This window comes from Limnohabitans sp. INBF003, from assembly GCF_055396645.1.
In genome coordinates this window covers 2,926,865-2,942,540 of sequence record NZ_AP029222.1, presented here as the reverse complement: position 1 = coordinate 2,942,540, position 15,676 = coordinate 2,926,865, and the positions used below count along the sequence as shown (strand labels likewise).

16 protein-coding genes are annotated in these 15,676 nt (G+C 62.5%); 6 read left to right on the top strand and 10 right to left on the bottom strand.

The genetic code is table 11. The features are described from left to right. Positions 1–12: 12 nt before the first annotated feature. Positions 13–912 (bottom strand): 16S rRNA (cytidine(1402)-2'-O)-methyltransferase, encoded by a 900-nt coding sequence (rsmI, locus tag ACZ5VE_RS13665; protein WP_464457507.1) that lies wholly within the window; start codon positions 910–912, stop codon positions 13–15. Positions 913–926: 14 nt separating this feature from the next. Here rsmI and ACZ5VE_RS13660 point away from each other — a divergent pair, with 14 nt between their 5' ends. From ACZ5VE_RS13660 to ACZ5VE_RS13650, 3 genes are all read left to right on the top strand, one after another. Next, entirely contained in the window at positions 927–1,313 is a 387-nt protein-coding gene (locus ACZ5VE_RS13660; RefSeq protein WP_464455676.1) for a YraN family protein, read from the top strand. A gap of 97 nt (positions 1,314–1,410) precedes the next feature. Continuing rightward, positions 1,411–1,995, top strand: coding sequence for an SIS domain-containing protein (locus tag ACZ5VE_RS13655; RefSeq protein ID WP_464455675.1), 585 nt, complete (start codon positions 1,411–1,413; stop codon positions 1,993–1,995). Next, positions 1,996–2,622, top strand: a complete 627-nt coding sequence (locus ACZ5VE_RS13650; RefSeq protein ID WP_464455674.1) for a BON domain-containing protein — start codon at positions 1,996–1,998, stop codon at positions 2,620–2,622. A 26-nt stretch (positions 2,623–2,648) separates the two neighbouring features. On the opposite strand, the gene ACZ5VE_RS13645 is transcribed toward ACZ5VE_RS13650, so the two are convergent. After that, a protein-coding gene (locus ACZ5VE_RS13645) for an IS3 family transposase (protein WP_464455673.1) occupies positions 2,649–3,910 on the bottom strand; the annotation gives its coding sequence in 2 pieces (ribosomal slippage) (positions 2,649–3,553 and positions 3,553–3,910; 1,263 coding nt in all). 151 nt (positions 3,911–4,061) lie between these two features. Beyond that, entirely contained in the window at positions 4,062–4,967 is a 906-nt protein-coding gene (locus ACZ5VE_RS13640; RefSeq protein ID WP_464455672.1) for an NAD(P)-dependent oxidoreductase, read from the bottom strand. A 144-nt stretch (positions 4,968–5,111) separates the two neighbouring features. Here ACZ5VE_RS13640 and ACZ5VE_RS13635 point away from each other — a divergent pair, with 144 nt between their 5' ends. Next, positions 5,112–5,795: a YggS family pyridoxal phosphate-dependent enzyme gene (locus ACZ5VE_RS13635; protein WP_464455671.1), complete on the top strand. Its 684-nt coding sequence runs from the start codon at positions 5,112–5,114 to the stop codon at positions 5,793–5,795. 503 nt (positions 5,796–6,298) lie between these two features. Here ACZ5VE_RS13635 and ACZ5VE_RS13630 read toward each other — a convergent pair. Further along, positions 6,299–7,318, bottom strand: coding sequence for an asparaginase (locus ACZ5VE_RS13630; RefSeq protein WP_464455670.1), 1,020 nt, complete (start codon positions 7,316–7,318; stop codon positions 6,299–6,301). A gap of 97 nt (positions 7,319–7,415) precedes the next feature. Here ACZ5VE_RS13630 and ACZ5VE_RS13625 point away from each other — a divergent pair, with 97 nt between their 5' ends. Further along, a complete protein-coding gene (locus tag ACZ5VE_RS13625; protein WP_464457506.1) occupies positions 7,416–9,245 on the top strand; it encodes a carboxyl transferase domain-containing protein in 1,830 nt (609 codons plus the stop codon). A gap of 128 nt (positions 9,246–9,373) precedes the next feature. Here ACZ5VE_RS13625 and fahA read toward each other — a convergent pair whose 3' ends face one another. The 6 genes from fahA to ACZ5VE_RS13595 form a co-directional block, all read right to left on the bottom strand. Then, positions 9,374–10,699, bottom strand: coding sequence for a fumarylacetoacetase (gene fahA / locus ACZ5VE_RS13620; protein WP_464455669.1), 1,326 nt, complete (start codon positions 10,697–10,699; stop codon positions 9,374–9,376). Between the two features lie 9 nt (positions 10,700–10,708). Next, a complete protein-coding gene (locus tag ACZ5VE_RS13615) occupies positions 10,709–11,245 on the bottom strand; it encodes a VOC family protein (protein ID WP_464455668.1) in 537 nt (178 codons plus the stop codon). A 29-nt stretch (positions 11,246–11,274) separates the two neighbouring features. Then, the gene (locus ACZ5VE_RS13610) at positions 11,275–11,463 is read right to left on the bottom strand and encodes a DUF2783 domain-containing protein (RefSeq protein WP_464455667.1); all 189 of its coding nucleotides are present in this window, start codon (positions 11,461–11,463) and stop codon (positions 11,275–11,277) included. Between the two features lie 185 nt (positions 11,464–11,648). Continuing rightward, the gene (locus ACZ5VE_RS13605; protein WP_464455666.1) at positions 11,649–13,346 is read right to left on the bottom strand and encodes an FAD-dependent monooxygenase; all 1,698 of its coding nucleotides are present in this window, start codon (positions 13,344–13,346) and stop codon (positions 11,649–11,651) included. Positions 13,347–13,369: 23 nt separating this feature from the next. Next, complete coding sequence (locus ACZ5VE_RS13600; protein WP_464455665.1) at positions 13,370–13,804, bottom strand: MarR family winged helix-turn-helix transcriptional regulator; 435 nt, start codon at positions 13,802–13,804, stop codon at positions 13,370–13,372. A gap of 15 nt (positions 13,805–13,819) precedes the next feature. After that, positions 13,820–14,809 carry a Bug family tripartite tricarboxylate transporter substrate binding protein gene (locus ACZ5VE_RS13595; RefSeq protein WP_464457505.1) on the bottom strand — a complete coding sequence of 330 codons (990 nt, stop codon included), beginning with the start codon at positions 14,807–14,809 and terminating at the stop codon, positions 13,820–13,822. 236 nt (positions 14,810–15,045) lie between these two features. Between ACZ5VE_RS13595 and ACZ5VE_RS13590 the strand changes: the two genes are divergently transcribed. Further along, complete coding sequence (locus tag ACZ5VE_RS13590; RefSeq protein WP_464457504.1) at positions 15,046–15,600, top strand: REP-associated tyrosine transposase; 555 nt, start codon at positions 15,046–15,048, stop codon at positions 15,598–15,600. Positions 15,601–15,676 lie beyond the last annotated feature (76 nt).

Sequence of the window (15,676 nt, the reverse complement as noted above, 5' to 3'; positions counted from 1 at the left end):
CGCGCGCGGTGGTCAGCCTTTCTTCAGGGCCAAGGCCTTGTCGTAGAGCTCATTTTTCGACTCGCCCGTGATCTCGGCCGCGAGTTTCACGGCGGTTTTCAGGGGCAGTTCGGGCAACAGCACTTGCAGCACACGCAGGCCTTCGCCCGCTGAGGCTTCAACAGGTGCATCGTGCAGCACCAGCACAAATTCGCCGCGCTGGCGGTCGGGCTTTTCAGCCAGCCAGCCGCGCAAGGCCTGTGCCGTGACGGTCTCGATTTGTTCAAATTGCTTGGTCAGCTCACGCCCCACGGTGATGCGGCGTTCGCCCAGCACCGACAGCGCCTGAGCCAAAGCTTCGATGCGGTGCGGCGCTTCCAGCAGCACCACGGCCCGGCTTTCTTGGGCCAGGGCCTGCACAGCGCGCTCGCGTTCGCCCGATTTGCTGGGCAAAAAACCCGCAAACACGAAGCCGTGGTCACCCGTCATGCCCGACGCGCTGAGTGCGGTGGTCACGCTGCTGGCCCCTGGCAGGGGCAGCACGCGGTAACCCGCTTGCCGCACGGCGGCCACCAGCCGTGCGCCCGGATCGCTGATGGCCGGTGTGCCGGCATCGCTCACGTAGGCCACGCGCTCACCCTGGCTCAAGCGTGCGATCACGCTCTGGGCGGCTTCTGCTTCGTTGTGCTGGTGCACCGCCAGCAGCTGCGCGCCGGGGCGATCTAGCCCGTAGGCCCGCAGCAGCTGCTGGGTATGGCGCGTGTCTTCACAGGCCACGGCATCGACCTTGGCCAGCACATGCAGCGCCCGCAGGCTGATGTCAGCGAGGTTGCCAATCGGTGTCGCCACGACATACAGTGTGCTGGCCGGGTTGTTTTGCGATCCGGCGACGTCGTGCGCGGCCTCCACGGCTTTGGCGAACGAGGCAGACAAGGGAGACGGAGTCAATGCAATTCCTCAAAAAAGACACGGTGGGCCAGACCACCAAAGCCCGGGGTGATGCGGGCGAAGACGAGGCGCTGGCCTATTTGCAGGCGCGCGGTTTGCGCCTGCTGCAGCGCAATTATCGGACGCCCGGCCGAGGGGGTGGCGAAATCGACCTGATCATGCAGTCCGCCGATGGCACGGTGGTGTTTGTGGAAGTCCGTCAACGCAGCCGCAGTGACCATGGCGGGGCTGCGGCCAGCATCGGGTATCAAAAGCAGCGGCGCATCATTTTTGCGGCGCAGCACTACCTGTTGCGCTGGCGCCGTTTGCCGCCGGCGCGGTTTGATGTGGTGACCATCGAGGCCGCCGGACCCGAATGGTTGCAGGCGGCTTTTGACGGGGCTTGATGCGCATCACGAGAACACCTGAGTGGGCGCGAATACCCGTGGAAATAACTGCTTTTCCGGGCGACAGCGCTGTTGTGGGGGTTATCATCCCCACCGCATGCTAGACCTCCGAATCCAACAACACTTCATCGACAGCGCCGATTTGCACTACCAGGTGGCCGAGACTTTGGCCAAGCCTGTGGACGCGGCTGTTCAGGCGACCCTGGCCTGTGTCACAGGGGGCGGCAAGGTGCTCGCCGGGGGCATGGGGCCTTCGGCCGCGTTGGCCCAATACCTGGTGAATCTGTTGGTGGGTGGTTTTGAGCGAGAGCGCCCCGGCTTGGCTGCGTTGGCCTTGTCCTCAGACGCCTTGATGGCCACACGCTGGGCCGATGGCCAGGCCTTGGCCCGGCAGGTGCTGGCGCTGGGCCAAACCGGCGACGTGCTGGTGCTGATCAGCGTGGATGGCAGTGAGCTGGCTTTGGTCGAGGCGGTCCAGGCGGCCCATGACCGGGAAATGACCGTGTTGGCCTTGACCGGGCACCACGGGGGTGTTTTGGCCCGCCAGTTGCGTGAGACCGATGTGCATGTGTGTGTGCCGCATGAGCGCGCGGCCCGAATTCGTGAAGTGCAGCACTTGGTGCTGCACTGTCTGTGTGATGGAATTGACACCCAGCTTTTGGGTGAACAGGAGCCTGTTTAAATGAAACGCAATCTGCAATCTCTGGTTTTTTCGGGTGCTGTTTTGGCGGTGGCCTTGTCCAGTCTGTCAGGCTGCGCCCCCTTGTTGGTCGGCGGTGCAGTCATGACCGGCATTGTGGCCACCGACCGCCGTACCACGGGCGCGCAGGTCGAAGACGAGGGCATTGAACTCAAGGTGGCCAGCGCCGTGCGTCAGGATTTGGGTGACCGCGTTCACCTGAACGTGACCAGCTTCAACCGCAAGGTGCTGCTCAGCGGTGAGGCCCGGACTCAGGCCGACAAAGACCGTGCAGAGAAACTGGCGCAGAGCCAGGAAAACGTCCAGTCCGTCGTGAACGACTTGGCGGTGGCCATGCCCAGCAGCCTGACCCAGCGCTCCAAAGACGTGGTGATCACCAGCCAGACCAAAGCCGCTTTTGTGGATGCCAAAGACCTGCAGGTCAACTCGATCAAGGTCGTGACCGAGCGCGGCATTGTGTATTTGATGGGCCGGGTGACGGCACGCGAAGCCAAACGTGCCAGCGACATCGTGCGCGGCATTGGCGGTGTGGTCAAAGTGGTGCGCGTGTTTGATGAAATCTCTGAAGAAGAGCTCAAGCGCTTGAGCCAGCCGCCTCTGTCCAAGTAAAGCCTCGCTGCTTGACCCGTCCTAAATTAGGTTGACACCTGGGACGGTGATTCAAGCCGACGAATGTCGGCCAAAGACGCCCGATGCACCGCATCGGGCGTTTGCATTTTCAGCGATAAATGAGGGCGCTCGTCGTTATAGATCTGCACTGACTCTCGCACCATCCGCCGCGCTTGCTCCAAATCAGCGGGGCGCTGCAACAGCAACTCGCCTTTGAGGATGCCGTTGACCCGCTCTGCCAGCGCATTTTGGTAACAGTCGTAGCCATCGGTCATCGAGCACAGCAGGCCGTGGCGCTGATGAATGGCTTGGTAATAGTTCGAGCAGTACTGGATGCCCCGATCCGAGTGATGCACCAGGCGTTGATCGCTTTGACGTGTACGCAAGGCCATTTTCAAGGCTTGTGCTACCGGCTCGGTTTGCAAGCTGTCGTGCACATGCCAGCCTACGATCTTGCGCGAGTAAGCATCAGTGACCAAACTCAAGTAAACGAACTTGTCGTTCGTGGGCAGGTAGGTGATATCGGCCACCCATACTTGCTCGCTGGCTGTAGCGCGCAGTTGCTGTTCCCCTGCCTTGAGCAGGTTCGGGTGGCGGCGAAACCGGTGATGGCTGTCAGTGGTCTTGTGATACGCCCGTCGCTGCGGCACCAGCATGCCAGCGTTGCGCAGCACATCAAACATCGCATCGCGCCCCAGTTCAATGCCCGCCTTCGCCAGAGGATCACGCAGCACATGGTGCAGCTTGCGTGTGCCCAGCCGGGGCTGCCTGACACGCCAATCTCGCACCAACCTCACCACCGCCTGGCTTCGACTCTCACGCTGGGCGTGACGCCGCTGGCCCTGATAGTAAGCTTGGCGACTCAATCCCATATGTCGGCAAGCCCTCTTCACACTCAGCCCTTGGACGAGTTGCTGCGAGAGGACTTGCCCAAAGGCTTTTTTACGACACGCACCCCGTAGTCCTTCTTCAGGACGTCCAGCACCGCCTCGAACAACTGGGCCTTCTCCTTGGCCTCTTTCAGTTGAACTTGCAAGGCCTTGATCTGTTGCTCGGGTGTCAGAGATGTGGGTGTTTTTTCTCGGGGCATGGCTGCCGATGATGCCTGAATGCCCCAGCTTTGGCGTCCATGCTTGCGCATCCACACCAGCACCGTCGAGCGTCCTTGGATCCCATACCGTTGCTGCGCTTGTGTGTAGGTCAGCTCGCCTTTTTCTACTTGCTCGACCACAGCCAGTTTAAAAGCCAGCGTGTAGTCTTTCTGAGTTCTCTTGATGCCTGATTCCATTTGACTTGCCTTTTCTTTCAAGAAAAGGTGTCAACCTTTGGCAGGACGGGTCAGCTTCATGAAAAAGAGCGACCTTTGGGTCGCTCTTTTTTTGTCCAAATCTTGGGTCAAGCCCGCGCAAGCGGGTCGCCATGGCCCTTGGCTGTGCCGCTCAGCGCAGTCGGCGGATCAGGCTGGAGGTGTCCCAGCGGCCCCCGCCCATTTTCTGCACATCGGCATAGAACTGGTCCACCAGTGCCGTCACGGGCAGGCGAGCGCCGTTGCGCTTGGCTTCGTCCAGTACCAGGCCCAGGTCCTTGCGCATCCAGTCCACGGCAAAGCCAAATTCGAACTTGTCGTCGGCCATGGTCTTGCCCCGGTTGTCCAGCTGCCAGCTTTGTGCGGCGCCCTTGCCGATCACGTCCAGCACCTGGTGCATGTCCAGCCCCGCCTGCTGGCCAAAGGCCACGGCTTCGGACAAGCCCTGCACCAGCCCGGCGATGCAGATCTGGTTGACCATCTTGGCCAGCTGGCCCGCGCCCGACTCGCCCAGCAGGGTGAAGGCGCGCGAAAACGCCATGGCCGCAGGCTTGACGTTGTCAAAAGCCGCTGCGTCGCCGCCGCACATCACCGTCAGCATGCCGTTTTGCGCGCCTGCCTGGCCGCCCGAGACGGGGGCGTCGATGAACTGCAGGCCGAGCTTTTGCGCCTGGGCCGACAGCTCGCGGGCCACCGATGCCGAGGCGGTGGTGTGGTCCACAAAGATCGCACCGGGCTTCATGCCGGCAAAGGCACCGTCTTGTCCCAACACCACGCTGCGCAAGTCATCGTCGTTGCCGACACAGGCGAACACGATGTCGGCGTTGGCCGCTGCTTCGCGTGGGGTGGCGGCGCTGGCGTTGCCAGGGCACTCGGCCATCCAGGCAGCCGCTTTGGCCGCGCTGCGGTTGTAGACAGTGACGTGGTGACCGGCGCGGGCCAAGTGCCCGGCCATGGGGTAGCCCATGACGCCCAGGCCCAAAAAGACGACTTTGCGGGCAGGTGTGGATTCGTAGGTTTTGGCAGCGATTTGGCTCATGGGTGTCTCGATTCGGGATAAACAAGCGGCTAATTTAGCAGCCTGGCCAAGAGCCGGTGCGTGCCGGGTGCTTTGGGCTGCCCGGTTGGCGACATCTGACCGGGCGCAAGGCCGGTTCGCGCCGGGGTTTGGTACGCTCAGGCCATGAATCTTTCCATTGCCGACAACCTGGCGCATGTCCAGGCACAGATTGAGGCGGCTTGCCAGGCGGCAGGTCGTCCGGTGGGCAGCGTGCGTTTGCTCGCTGTCTCCAAGACCTGGGGGCCAGAAGCGGTGCGCGCCGCCCATGCTGCCGGGCAAACCGCGTTTGGCGAAAACTACATTCAGGAGGCCGTGGACAAAATCCAGGCTTTGCGCGACTTGCCGCTGGAATGGCATTGCATCGGTCCTATCCAGAGCAACAAGACGCGGCTGGTGGCCGAGCACTTTGACTGGGTGCACAGCGTGGACCGGCTCAAGATCGCCCAGCGCCTGAGCGAGCAGCGCCCAGACCACTTGCCGCCACTGCAGGTGTGCATTCAGGTCAATGTGGACGGCGGCGAGACCAAGTCGGGCGTGGCCCCGCAAGACCTGCCTGCGCTGGCGCAAGCGGTGGCCGCCTTGCCGCGTTTGCAGCTGCGTGGCTTGATGACCATTCCCGAACCTGCCGAAACCGATGAGCAGATGCGGGCCGTGCACCGCCAAGCCAAGGCGCTGTTCGACAGCTTGCGCGCACAAGGCCTGCCACTCGACACCTTGTCGATGGGCATGAGTGCCGACTTGGCTGCTGCCATTGTCGAAGGCAGCACGATGGTGCGGGTGGGTACCGCCATTTTTGGCAAGCGCTGAAGTTTGGCCTTGGTGTTGCCGTTGGGCGAATTTTGTAGGAGCTTGCCCTGCAAGCGAAAAGCCTGTGGTCCACAAGCGCCTGATCGCCAGCAGGGCTGGCTCCTACAGGGGGCAAGTTTGAAGCCACCTGCCGACCTCACGGGGTCGGATTCATAGATCCGGCCCGATGAAGTCTGTGCAGTGTGTTGCAAGTTGGGATGACTTTGTAGGAGCTTGCCCTGCAAGCGAAAAACCTGTGGTTCACAAGCGCCTGATCGCCAGCAGGGCTGGCTCCTACAGGGTGCAGGGTTAAGCTGCCCTGCAGACTTCACGGGGTCAGATTCATAGATCCGGCCCGATGAAGTCTGTGCAGTGTGTTGCAAGTTGGGATGACTTTGTAGGAGCTTGCCCTGCAAGCGAAAAGCCTGTGGTCCAAAAGCGCCCCATCGCCAGCAGGGCTGGCTCCTACAGGGGGCAAGGTTAAGCTGCCCTGCCGACTGCAGGTAACCCGATCCGTGGTCGCTTCAATGGCCGCTTGAGCCCGGCTGCAGTTTGAACACGCTGCGCCGCTCGCCGACCGGCAAGCCCGCCACATTCAACAGCACCTGGGCTCGCCAGGGGGCCAACTCCTGGCGCTGCGCATCGTCGAGCCAGCCCAGCTGGTCCAGGGCCTCGACCGTGGCGGCAAACAGCGCCGCCTTGTTGCCGTCCATGATCTTGACTGCCAAGGCTTGGCCACGCGCACGGCTGGCCACCACCTGCACGCCGTCAGCGCCCACTTTGGTGACCCAGTCGCCCCGGCCTGCGCGCATGAAGTCGGCGTCGTTGCGGCCCGTGCCCGACACCAGGTCGGGGTGCGCGCTCATGGCTTCGCCCAGCTGCTGCAGGCTCTCGCCGTACAAGCCATCGGCTTCGGGGTGCGCCAGGCGCGCATAGCTGCGGGCCAAGCGCGATAAAGGCATGGCGTAGTTGGGGGCCGAGCAGCCGTCGATGCCCAGGGTCAGTTCTTCTTCGCTCATCCCGGCCAAGTGCGCCACAGCCTGGCGCACCTGCTGCTGCAGCGGGTGGCCCACTTCGGTGTAGCTGTCGGTGGGCAAACCGTGCTGCACGCAATACGCCAGAAAGCCGCTGTGTTTGCCGCTGCAGTTGTGATGCCGCTCGTCGTAGGCAAAGCCCTCAGGCATGGGTTTGTCGAAAAACGTGAAGCGGTAGGGCACATGGCAGCCGCAGCGCATTTGCCGGGTGCTGGTGCCGCTTTTGCGCAAGATGGACGCGACCTGCTCGACATGCATCTCTTCGCCGTTGTGGCTGGCGCACATCATGGCCAGCTCAGTTGGTGTGAAGCCGAAATGGGCCACGCCGCCCGACTGGATCAGCGGCAGCGCCTGCATGGCCTTGAGGGTGGACCGCGTGAAGCACAGCCAGTGCGGGTTGCCCACCTGGGCCAGCACACGGCCTTCGGTGTCGGTCACGGCCAAGGCACCCAGATGCAGGCATTCCTGTACGCCGTTGCGGGTGAGTTCGATCAGAGGGGCGAAGTTCATGAGGGCTTGTCTGGCAGGTGAAAAAACCCAGTTTAAATTGTCCCGCAGTTGACCGAGTGTCGCTTGGGTGGCCCAGCACAATGGCTGAATGCAAAAAATTCATTCCCCCCTTCAGGCCCAGGTGGTGCAGTGGTTGGTGACGGCTGGCGATGCCGTGGCCGCAGGCGATGTGCTGGTGATTCTGGAAGCCATGAAGATGGAGCACGAAATCCGCGCCAGCCACGCCGGATGTGTGGACGAGTTGTACTTTCAGGCCGGTGAGGCAGTGGCCGAGGGCGATGTGCTGGCGGTGCTGTCTGCTGCCGACGCCTCTGTGCATATGGCCGCGCGTGCTCCTGAGCCTGTACCTGCTGCACCCGTTGTGGCGCCTGCGTCAGGCTCCGCGGCGGCTCCCGTGCAAACGCGTGCGGACCTGCTCAAGCTGCAAGCGCGCCTGGCCTTCACCCATGACGCCGCACGGCCCGAAGCCGTGGCCAAACGCCATGCCATGGGCATGCGCACCGCCCGCGAAAACATCGCGGACCTGTGCGATCCCGATTCCTTTGTCGAATACGGCGCGTTGGCCGTGGCTGCGCAAAGCCGCCGTCGCAGCACCGACGATCTGGTGCGCAACACGCCCGCCGACGGCATGGTCACCGGCATTGGCTGCGTCAACGGCCAGCGCGTGGTGGTCATGGCCTACGACTTCACGGTGTTGGCGGGCACGCAAGGCATGCGCAACCACCAAAAAACCGACCGCATGCTGGGTGTGGCTTTGCAGAACAAACTGCCCGTGGTGCTGCTGGCCGAAGGCGGTGGTGGCCGCCCGGGGGATGTTGATGTGGCCATCGTCGCGGGCCTGAACCTGGCCACCTTCGCCTCGTTTGCACGCCTCAATGGCCGGGTGCCGGTGGTGGGTGTGGTGGCGGGGCGCTGCTTTGCGGGCAATGCGGCGCTGCTCGGGTGCTGCGACGTGATCATCGCCACCCGGGGCAGCAACATCGGCATGGGCGGACCGGCCATGGTCGAAGGCGGGGGGCTGGGTGTGTTCAAGCCCGAGCAGATTGGCCCGAGCGACGTGCAGCATGGCAACGGCGTGATCGATGTGCTGGTGGATGACGAAGTGCAGGCTGTGGCGGCGGCGCGCCATTACTTGTCGTTTTTTCAGGGCGCAGTGCCCACCTGGCAAGCGCCGCCCGCCGAGGCCTTGCGCCATGTGGTGCCCGAAAACCGCTTGCGCGTGTACGACACCCGCGCCGCCATGCAGGGCATCGCCGACGAAGGCAGCCTGCTGGCACTGCGCACCGGTTTTGGTGTGGGCATCCACACCGCGCTGGCCCGCATCGCAGGCCGCCCGGTGGGCATCATGGCCAACAACCCGCTGCACCTGGGTGGGGCGATTGACGCCAATGCCGCCGACAAAGCAGCGCGCTTCATGCAGCTGTGCAACGCACACGGTCTGCCTATCGTGAGCCTGGTGGACACGCCCGGCTTCATGGTCGGGCCCGAGACCGAAGCCACGGCGCAGGTGCGCCATGTCTCGCGCCTGTTTGTGGCGGCCGCGCATTTGCGGGTGCCGTTTTTGAGCGTGGTGTTGCGCAAGGGCTATGGCCTGGGCGCGATGGCCATGACCGGTGGCGGCTTTCACGAAACCTTGGCCACGGTGGCCTGGCCCACCGGCGAGTTTGGCGGCATGGGTCTCGAAGGCGCGGTGCGCCTGGGCTACCGCAAGGAGCTGGAGGCCTTGCCCGAAGGCCCCGAGCGCGAGGCCTTGTTTGACCAGCTGCTGGCGCAGCAATACGACAACGGCAGCGCCATCAACATGGCCACTACGCTGGAAATCGACGCGGTGATCGACCCGGCCAGCACGCGTGAGTGGTTGGTGGCGGGGCTGGAGGCCGGGCTGGTGAAGCCCGCCGATGGCACGCTGGCCATCGACACCTGGTGAGGCAGCTCAGTGGGCTTTTGTAGGTCGGTGGCTTCAGCCCCGACATGGCCCTATGCGATCTGTCGGAGCTGAAGCTCCGACCTACGGGGAGTGCATCAGCGGCTTCAGCCCCGACAAGTTGAGCAGGCTCAGACCTTGGGCACCCTTGCAGGCAGCACCGTGCCCACGCATTCGCCAAAGCCAATGCGCGCTGCACCTTCGCGCTCGCACCAGCCGCGCAGCACCACGCTGTCGCCGTCTTCCAGCCAGGTGCGTTGCTCACCGTTCGGCAAGGCCACCGGGTTTTTGCCGCCGGTGGTCAGCTCGATCAGGGCCGCCGCTTGGTCGAGCGTAGGGCCTGACAAAGTGCCGCTGCCGAACAGGTCGCCCGGCTGCAGGTTGCAGCCGCCCACGGTGTGGTGCGTGACCATTTGCGCCACCGTCCAGTAGGCGTGGCGGTAGCTGGTGCGGCAGATGCTGGCGTCGCTCTGGCCTGCGGCGCGCATTTGTGAGGTTTGCAGGCCCACTTGCAGTTGGATGTCGAACGCGCCTTCCGCACGGTTGGCTGGTGAGTCCAGATAGGCCATGGGCTGCGGGTCGCCCTCAGGCCGGGTGAAGGCCACGCGGTAAGGGGCCAGCGCTTCGAGCGTCACGACCCAGGGCGAGACGGTGGACGCAAAGTTTTTGGACAAGAACGGGCCGAGCGGTTGGTATTCCCAGCCCTGGATGTCGCGGGCCGACCAGTCGTTGAGCAGGCAGATGCCAAACACATGGTCTTCGGCTTCGGTGATGTTCACCGGTTCACCCAAAGCGTTGCCGCTGCCGATGAAGATGCCCAATTCGAGTTCGATGTCCAGGCGCTTGCAGGGACCGAACGCGGGCTCAGTGGCACCGGGCGGCATCGTTTGGCCGACGGGTCGGGGGAACTGCTGACCCGAGATGCCAATGCTCGATGCACGGCCGTGGTAACCGATGGGCACCCATTTGTAGTTGGGCAGCAGCGGGTTGTCTGGGCGGAACTGTTTGCCGATGTTGGTGGCGTGGTAGACCGAGGTGTAGAAGTCGGTGTAGTCGCCGATGCGGGCGGGCACGTCGTATTCGGCCTCGGTTTGCGGCACCAGGCAGGCTTGCAGGGCGGCCTGGTCAGACGAGTCTTCGCGCAGGGCGCGCGACAGGGCCAGGCGCAAGGCGCTCCAGGCGGCTGAGCCCAAGGCCATCAGCGCGTTGAGTTTGTCTTGCGCACCCGCTTGCGCAGCGCTTGCGGCATCGCCTTTCAGGACGCCTGATTTGGCGAGTGCAGCCAAGTCCACGATTTGGTCGCCAATGGCGACGCCGCCACGGAAGGCTTCAGCCGAGCCCTTGCGGTGGAACACCGCAAATGGCAGGTTCTGGATGGGGAAGTCGCAGCCTGTGATGTTGGCCGAGGCCAGCCAGCTTTGGAGGGCCGGGTTGTGGGTTTCGTTCAGTTGAGTCATCGCCAATCCTCAAACGGCCATGCTGCCGTCGTGCATCCACGCGGCGTGTTTGGGGGCGCGTTTGGTTTTGCTCCATTCTTCGAGCATGTCCCACTTCACCTCGTCGAGCTTTTGCATCATGGCGGGCGTGCCGCAGTCGGCGGCCAGCTCCAGGCGGTGGCCGCTCGGGTCAAAGAAATAGATGCTCTTGAAGATGGTGTGGTCGACGGGGCCGAGCACCTCGATGCCGCCTGCGACCAGCTTGTCTTTGGCGGCCTGCAGGGCTTCGAGCGACTCGACTTTCAGCGCCAGGTGCTGCACCCACGCGGGGGTGTTCTGGTCGCGGTCCATCGGTGCTTGGTTGGGCAGCTCAAAGAACGCCAGGATGTTGCCGTGGCCCGCATCCAGAAAGATGTGCATGTAGGGATCAGGGGCCTTGGTGGAGGGCACTTCGTTTTCGGCAATGGCCAAAACGAATTTCATGTCGAGGTGCTTTTGGTACCACTCGACGGTTTCTTTGGCGTCTTTGCAGCGGTAGGCCACGTGGTGAACGGATTGAACGAGCATGGTGTGTCTCCTGGTGTGAATGAGGGGGGTCAGAGGTCTTGCAGGGCGGTGGTGATCTGCTGCTGGAACAGATGTTCGTCGGCCAGCGCGTTGGCGTTGAGCAAAGCCAGTTTGACGAGGAACAACTGTGCCTTGTCGGGGCCTGCTTGGTCAATGGCGGTGGCCAGTGCGTCGTAGACGGCCTCAAGCCCGTCGATGGTGAGTGTTGGGTTTGTCATAGGGTTCTTTCTGTTGCTCAGGCCTGATGCAGTCTGTGATGGGTTTGAATGGAGGTTCTTTGTAGGAGCCAGCCCTGCTGGCGATGGGGGCTTGTAGACCACAAGCCATCGCTTGCAGGGCAAGCTCCTACAGATTCAGATTCCATGCATCCTCTTGCAGCAAAAAGCTTCAACATCGTTGGGCCTCATTGATCTTGTGGCAAGGCGGTGGTCAGGGCCGCTTGCAGGCGGCTGGCGTCCAGTGTGAGCCAGCGGGCGCAGACGTGCTGGTCGGGGCGGAGCAAATAGGCCCCACCGTTGGCGGGCACGCCGTAGCGCAGGCGCAGGTGGCCGTCGGCATCGGGCAGATGCTTGTTGGCACCCGCCACAGCTTGCGCAGCACCCACTGCGATCACGTTCAACGGCATGCCCTGGGCGCGGGCGGTCTGGATGACTTGTTGCAACGCCTCAGGCAAGGCGGGGGCATCGGTGAAATACAGCAGGTCAAAGCCACCGCCCAGGTGGTCGAGCAAAAAGTCGTTGGCACCCAAGCGCACGTTTTGCGGCGGGGCACCGTGCGCGGGGCCGCTCTTGAACAGGCCGTTGTCGTCGCCCGTGCTGTTGAGCACCGAATGGGTGTATTCGTGTGGCCGTGAGGTGCGCCAGTGGTACAGGGGGCGCACGAATTCTTGCGTGAGTGATAGCGACAGCACCGCGTCGCGCAGCAGGCGAAAGCCTGGGCTGGGTGGCGTCATGAAGCGCGTGCTTTTGCCCGCTTCGGTGATGATCTCGCGCGCTGCACCCACGCGCTCGGCGCTGTGGTTGGCCAGCAGGGTTTTGCCCGCCAGCCCTTTGACCACCAAGGCCAGATGCCAGCCCAGCGACTGCGCGTCCTGAAAGGCGGTGTTGGCCCCGCGCACACCAAAGATCGGCAGCAGGTGCGCCGCATCGCCGGTGAAGATGACGCTGCCGTGCACGAAGTCGGGCAGGGTCAGCGTGCGTGCCGAATAGACCGAGGACCAGTCCATGGTCCAGGGCACGCCCGCGTGGCCGATCATGGCCAGTTGCGCGTCGATGCGGGCCTTGAGCGATTCGGGGCGCAGCGCCTCTTCGGGTGTTTCGCCCGGCGGCAGCTGGTAGTCCACGCGCCAGATGCCGTTCGGTTCGCGGTGCATCAGGATGGTGTTGCCGGGGTTCCACTCGGGGTCGAAGTACGCCAGGCGTTCGGTTGGCAAGGGCAAATCGACCTTGATGTCGGCGATCACGAAAAAGCCTTCGTAAGACGCGCCTTCCATTTGCAGGTTCATGGCCGTGCGGATACCCGAGCGGCCCCCATCGGCGGCCACCACCCAGTCGCTTTCCAGCATGTAAGTGCCTTCGGGCGTGTCCACTTCCAATTGCGCGTAACCGTCTTTTTGCACCACGGCGTTGACCTTGTTGCCCCAGCGGAAATCGATCAGCGGGTTGGCTTTGCAGGCGTCGTGCAGGTACTCCTCCATGAACTGTTGCTGCACGTTGATGATCGGAAAGAAGCGGTCATCGGCATCGTGTGGCGCTTCCATGCGGAACACGCGCTGGCCCCGGTAAAACGAGTTGCCAAAGCGCCAGGGCAAGCCGCCTTCAGTCATGCGGTCGGCCACGCCGACTTGCTGCAGGATTTCCATCGAGCGGCGGGTGAAGCAGATGGCCCGGCTGCCTTGCGAGAACTGCAACTCGGCGCTCAGCACCACGCTGGCTACGCCGTGGCGCGCCAGTTCCAGTGCGGTCACCATGCCGGCCGGGCCGGAGCCGACGATCACGACTTTTTGGCGGGCTTGCTTCGGGTGTGCCGAGGCCAGCCAGGGCTTGAAAACTTCGTACTGGTAATAAATCGAAGGACGGGCTTCGGTGGTGGGGGTGTGCATGGTGTGAGGTCGTGGAGTGGGTTTCAGCGGGGACGTGCGTGCGATATCAGGCGGTCGAACAAGGCGCTCAGCGTGGCCTGTTCTTTGTCGGTCAGGCAGCCAAAAATGTCTTCGTTGCGTTGGTGGACCATGGCCATGGCGCGCTCGAACACCTCGCGCCCTTCGGGTGTCAGGGTCAGCACCACGCCCCGACCATCGCCCGGATGATCGGCTTTGAGCACCAAACCTTGATCGACCAGCGCTTGCGCAGCGCGGCTGGCCTGGCCTTTGTTGAGGTTGGCTTTTTCGGCCAGCTCCTTGACCGACAAAGGCTCGAAGGTGCCAATCGTGGTCAGGCACCGCCCATCGCTCATCGACAAACCCGTGTGTTCGGGGTAGGCCGACTGGCTGTCCGAGTCGGTCAGTTTGTGCAATTGGTGCAGGCGGTAGGTGAGTGTGCGGTCAAGGGGCGTGGACATGCAGGGCCTCGGCGTTCAGTCGGCTTTGATGCCGGTGGCTTTGATCAGGGGCCCCCATTTGGCACGCTCTTTGGCGGCGTACTCGCCCATGGCCTTGGGTGTGCTCGGTGTGGCTTCCAGGCCGAGCACTTGCAATTTGGCTTTGATGGCCGAGCTGTTCATGGCGTCCAGCAGCGCTTTGTTCAGGGTGTTGATGACTTCTTCCGGTGTGCCTGCTGGGGCCACCAAACCTTGCCAGGCGTAGGCTTCAAAGTTTTTCAGGCCTTGCTCGTTCAGGGTCGGGATTTGCTCAAAGTTTTTCACGCGCTTCAGGCTGGCGATGCCGATCGGGCGCAGTTTGCCGGAGGTGATGAACTGGTAGCCGCTGGCCGTGTCCACGAACATCATGGGCACTTGACCGCCCACCACGTCTTGCACGGCTGGCGCTGCGCCTTTGTAGGGGATGTGGGTCAGGGGCGTTTTGCTCACTTCGCGGAACAACTCGCTGGCCAGGTGGTGCGGGCTGCCTGCACCCGGCGTGGCGTAACCCGTGGGGTTGGGCTGGGCTTTGAGCCACTGTGTCAGCTCTTTGAGGTTGGTGACCGGCACACTGGGGTTGACCACCAAGATCATCGGAAAGCGCACCGTCAAACCCAAGGGCGCAAAGTCCTTCTCGACGTTGAAGGAGAGCTTGCTGTAAATGAACGGGTTGGCTGCCAGCGTCGCAGTGTCTGCCGACATGATGGTGTAACCGTCGTTTTTGGCGCGAGCCAGGTACTCGGCACCGATGTTGGTGGCCGCACCGGGCTTGTTGTTGATGATGATCGATTGCCCCAGAGACTGGCCCATGGTTTGCGCCAATGCCCGTGCCACGGTGTCGGTGCCCCCACCTGGTGGATAGGGGACGACCCATTCGATGGTCTTGTTGGGGAACTTTTGCGCCATGGCGGTGGTGGACGCGAAGGCAACGAGGGCAACGAGGGCAACGAGGCCTACGGTCATGAGCGTTTTGAGTCGGGCAAACATCGGATTCATCAGCGTGAACTTTCGGATTGAAATGAGGGGAAATCAGGCTGGCGATGTTAAGCCTATTTGGTTGCGTGCGCAACTAGGTGAAAACACTTATGGTTGCGAGTGCAACCAAATGGGCCTGGTTTGATCTGTGTAGGTCGGTGGCTTTAGCCCCGACAAATGTTTGAAGTCCACCCTGTCGGGGCTAAAGCCACCGACCTACAAACTCCGATCCTGAACATCAATGCTTGATGGTTTGCTCAAACCATGGCTCAATGACTTCAAAAAATCAGGGGGATGCGGTCATGCAGTACCGTCGATCGAACACGCCAGGTGGGACATTCTTTTTCACGGTCGTGACACATGAGAGGGTGCCTTGGCTTCATGAGCCGCTCAGCATCAAAGTCCTGGGCGACGTGATGCGACATGTTCGCACCCAAAGGCCATTTGACACCTTGGCGATGGTGGTGATGCCAGACCACCTGCACTGCATCTGGCAACTCCCACCCGATGATGCAGATTTTTCGATCCGTTGGATGCTCATCAAGCAAGGTGTGGTGCACCGGTTGCGTGGGCGTTTGGGTGTTCAGGCTTTGTGGCAAGCGCGTTTTTGGGAGCACACCTTGCGTGACGAGCGTGATGTCGAGCAGCACACGCATTACATTCACTTCAATCCGGTCAAGCACGGTCTTGTGCAGCAAGTGGTCGATTGGCCGCACAGCACGTTCCACCGGTATGTCAAGAACGGGGTTTGTCCTGCTGATTGGGGCACTGCTCCAAGGGAGTTGCCTGGTGTCCGAGAGTGATGTGTTGTAGGTCGGTGGCTTTAGCCCCGACAAATGTTTGTGGTCCACCCTGTCGGGGCTAAAGCCACCGACCTAC

Coding starts and splice junctions, on each gene's coding strand:
- ACZ5VE_RS13595 (WP_464457505.1), bottom strand. CDS start 14,809: ATGTTTGCCCGACTCAAAACGCTCATGACCGTAGGCCTCGTTGCCCTC.
- fahA (WP_464455669.1), bottom strand. CDS start 10,699: ATGACTCAACTGAACGAAACCCACAACCCGGCCCTCCAAAGCTGGCTG.
- ACZ5VE_RS13590 (WP_464457504.1), top strand. CDS start 15,046: ATGGTTTGCTCAAACCATGGCTCAATGACTTCAAAAAATCAGGGGGAT.
- ACZ5VE_RS13655 (WP_464455675.1), top strand. CDS start 1,411: ATGCTAGACCTCCGAATCCAACAACACTTCATCGACAGCGCCGATTTG.
- ACZ5VE_RS13610 (WP_464455667.1), bottom strand. CDS start 11,463: ATGACAAACCCAACACTCACCATCGACGGGCTTGAGGCCGTCTACGAC.
- ACZ5VE_RS13650 (WP_464455674.1), top strand. CDS start 1,996: ATGAAACGCAATCTGCAATCTCTGGTTTTTTCGGGTGCTGTTTTGGCG.
- ACZ5VE_RS13615 (WP_464455668.1), bottom strand. CDS start 11,245: ATGCTCGTTCAATCCGTTCACCACGTGGCCTACCGCTGCAAAGACGCC.
- ACZ5VE_RS13630 (WP_464455670.1), bottom strand. CDS start 7,318: ATGAACTTCGCCCCTCTGATCGAACTCACCCGCAACGGCGTACAGGAA.
- ACZ5VE_RS13600 (WP_464455665.1), bottom strand. CDS start 13,804: ATGTCCACGCCCCTTGACCGCACACTCACCTACCGCCTGCACCAATTG.
- ACZ5VE_RS13660 (WP_464455676.1), top strand. CDS start 927: ATGCAATTCCTCAAAAAAGACACGGTGGGCCAGACCACCAAAGCCCGG.
- ACZ5VE_RS13635 (WP_464455671.1), top strand. CDS start 5,112: ATGAATCTTTCCATTGCCGACAACCTGGCGCATGTCCAGGCACAGATT.
- ACZ5VE_RS13605 (WP_464455666.1), bottom strand. CDS start 13,346: ATGCACACCCCCACCACCGAAGCCCGTCCTTCGATTTATTACCAGTAC.
- ACZ5VE_RS13640 (WP_464455672.1), bottom strand. CDS start 4,967: ATGAGCCAAATCGCTGCCAAAACCTACGAATCCACACCTGCCCGCAAA.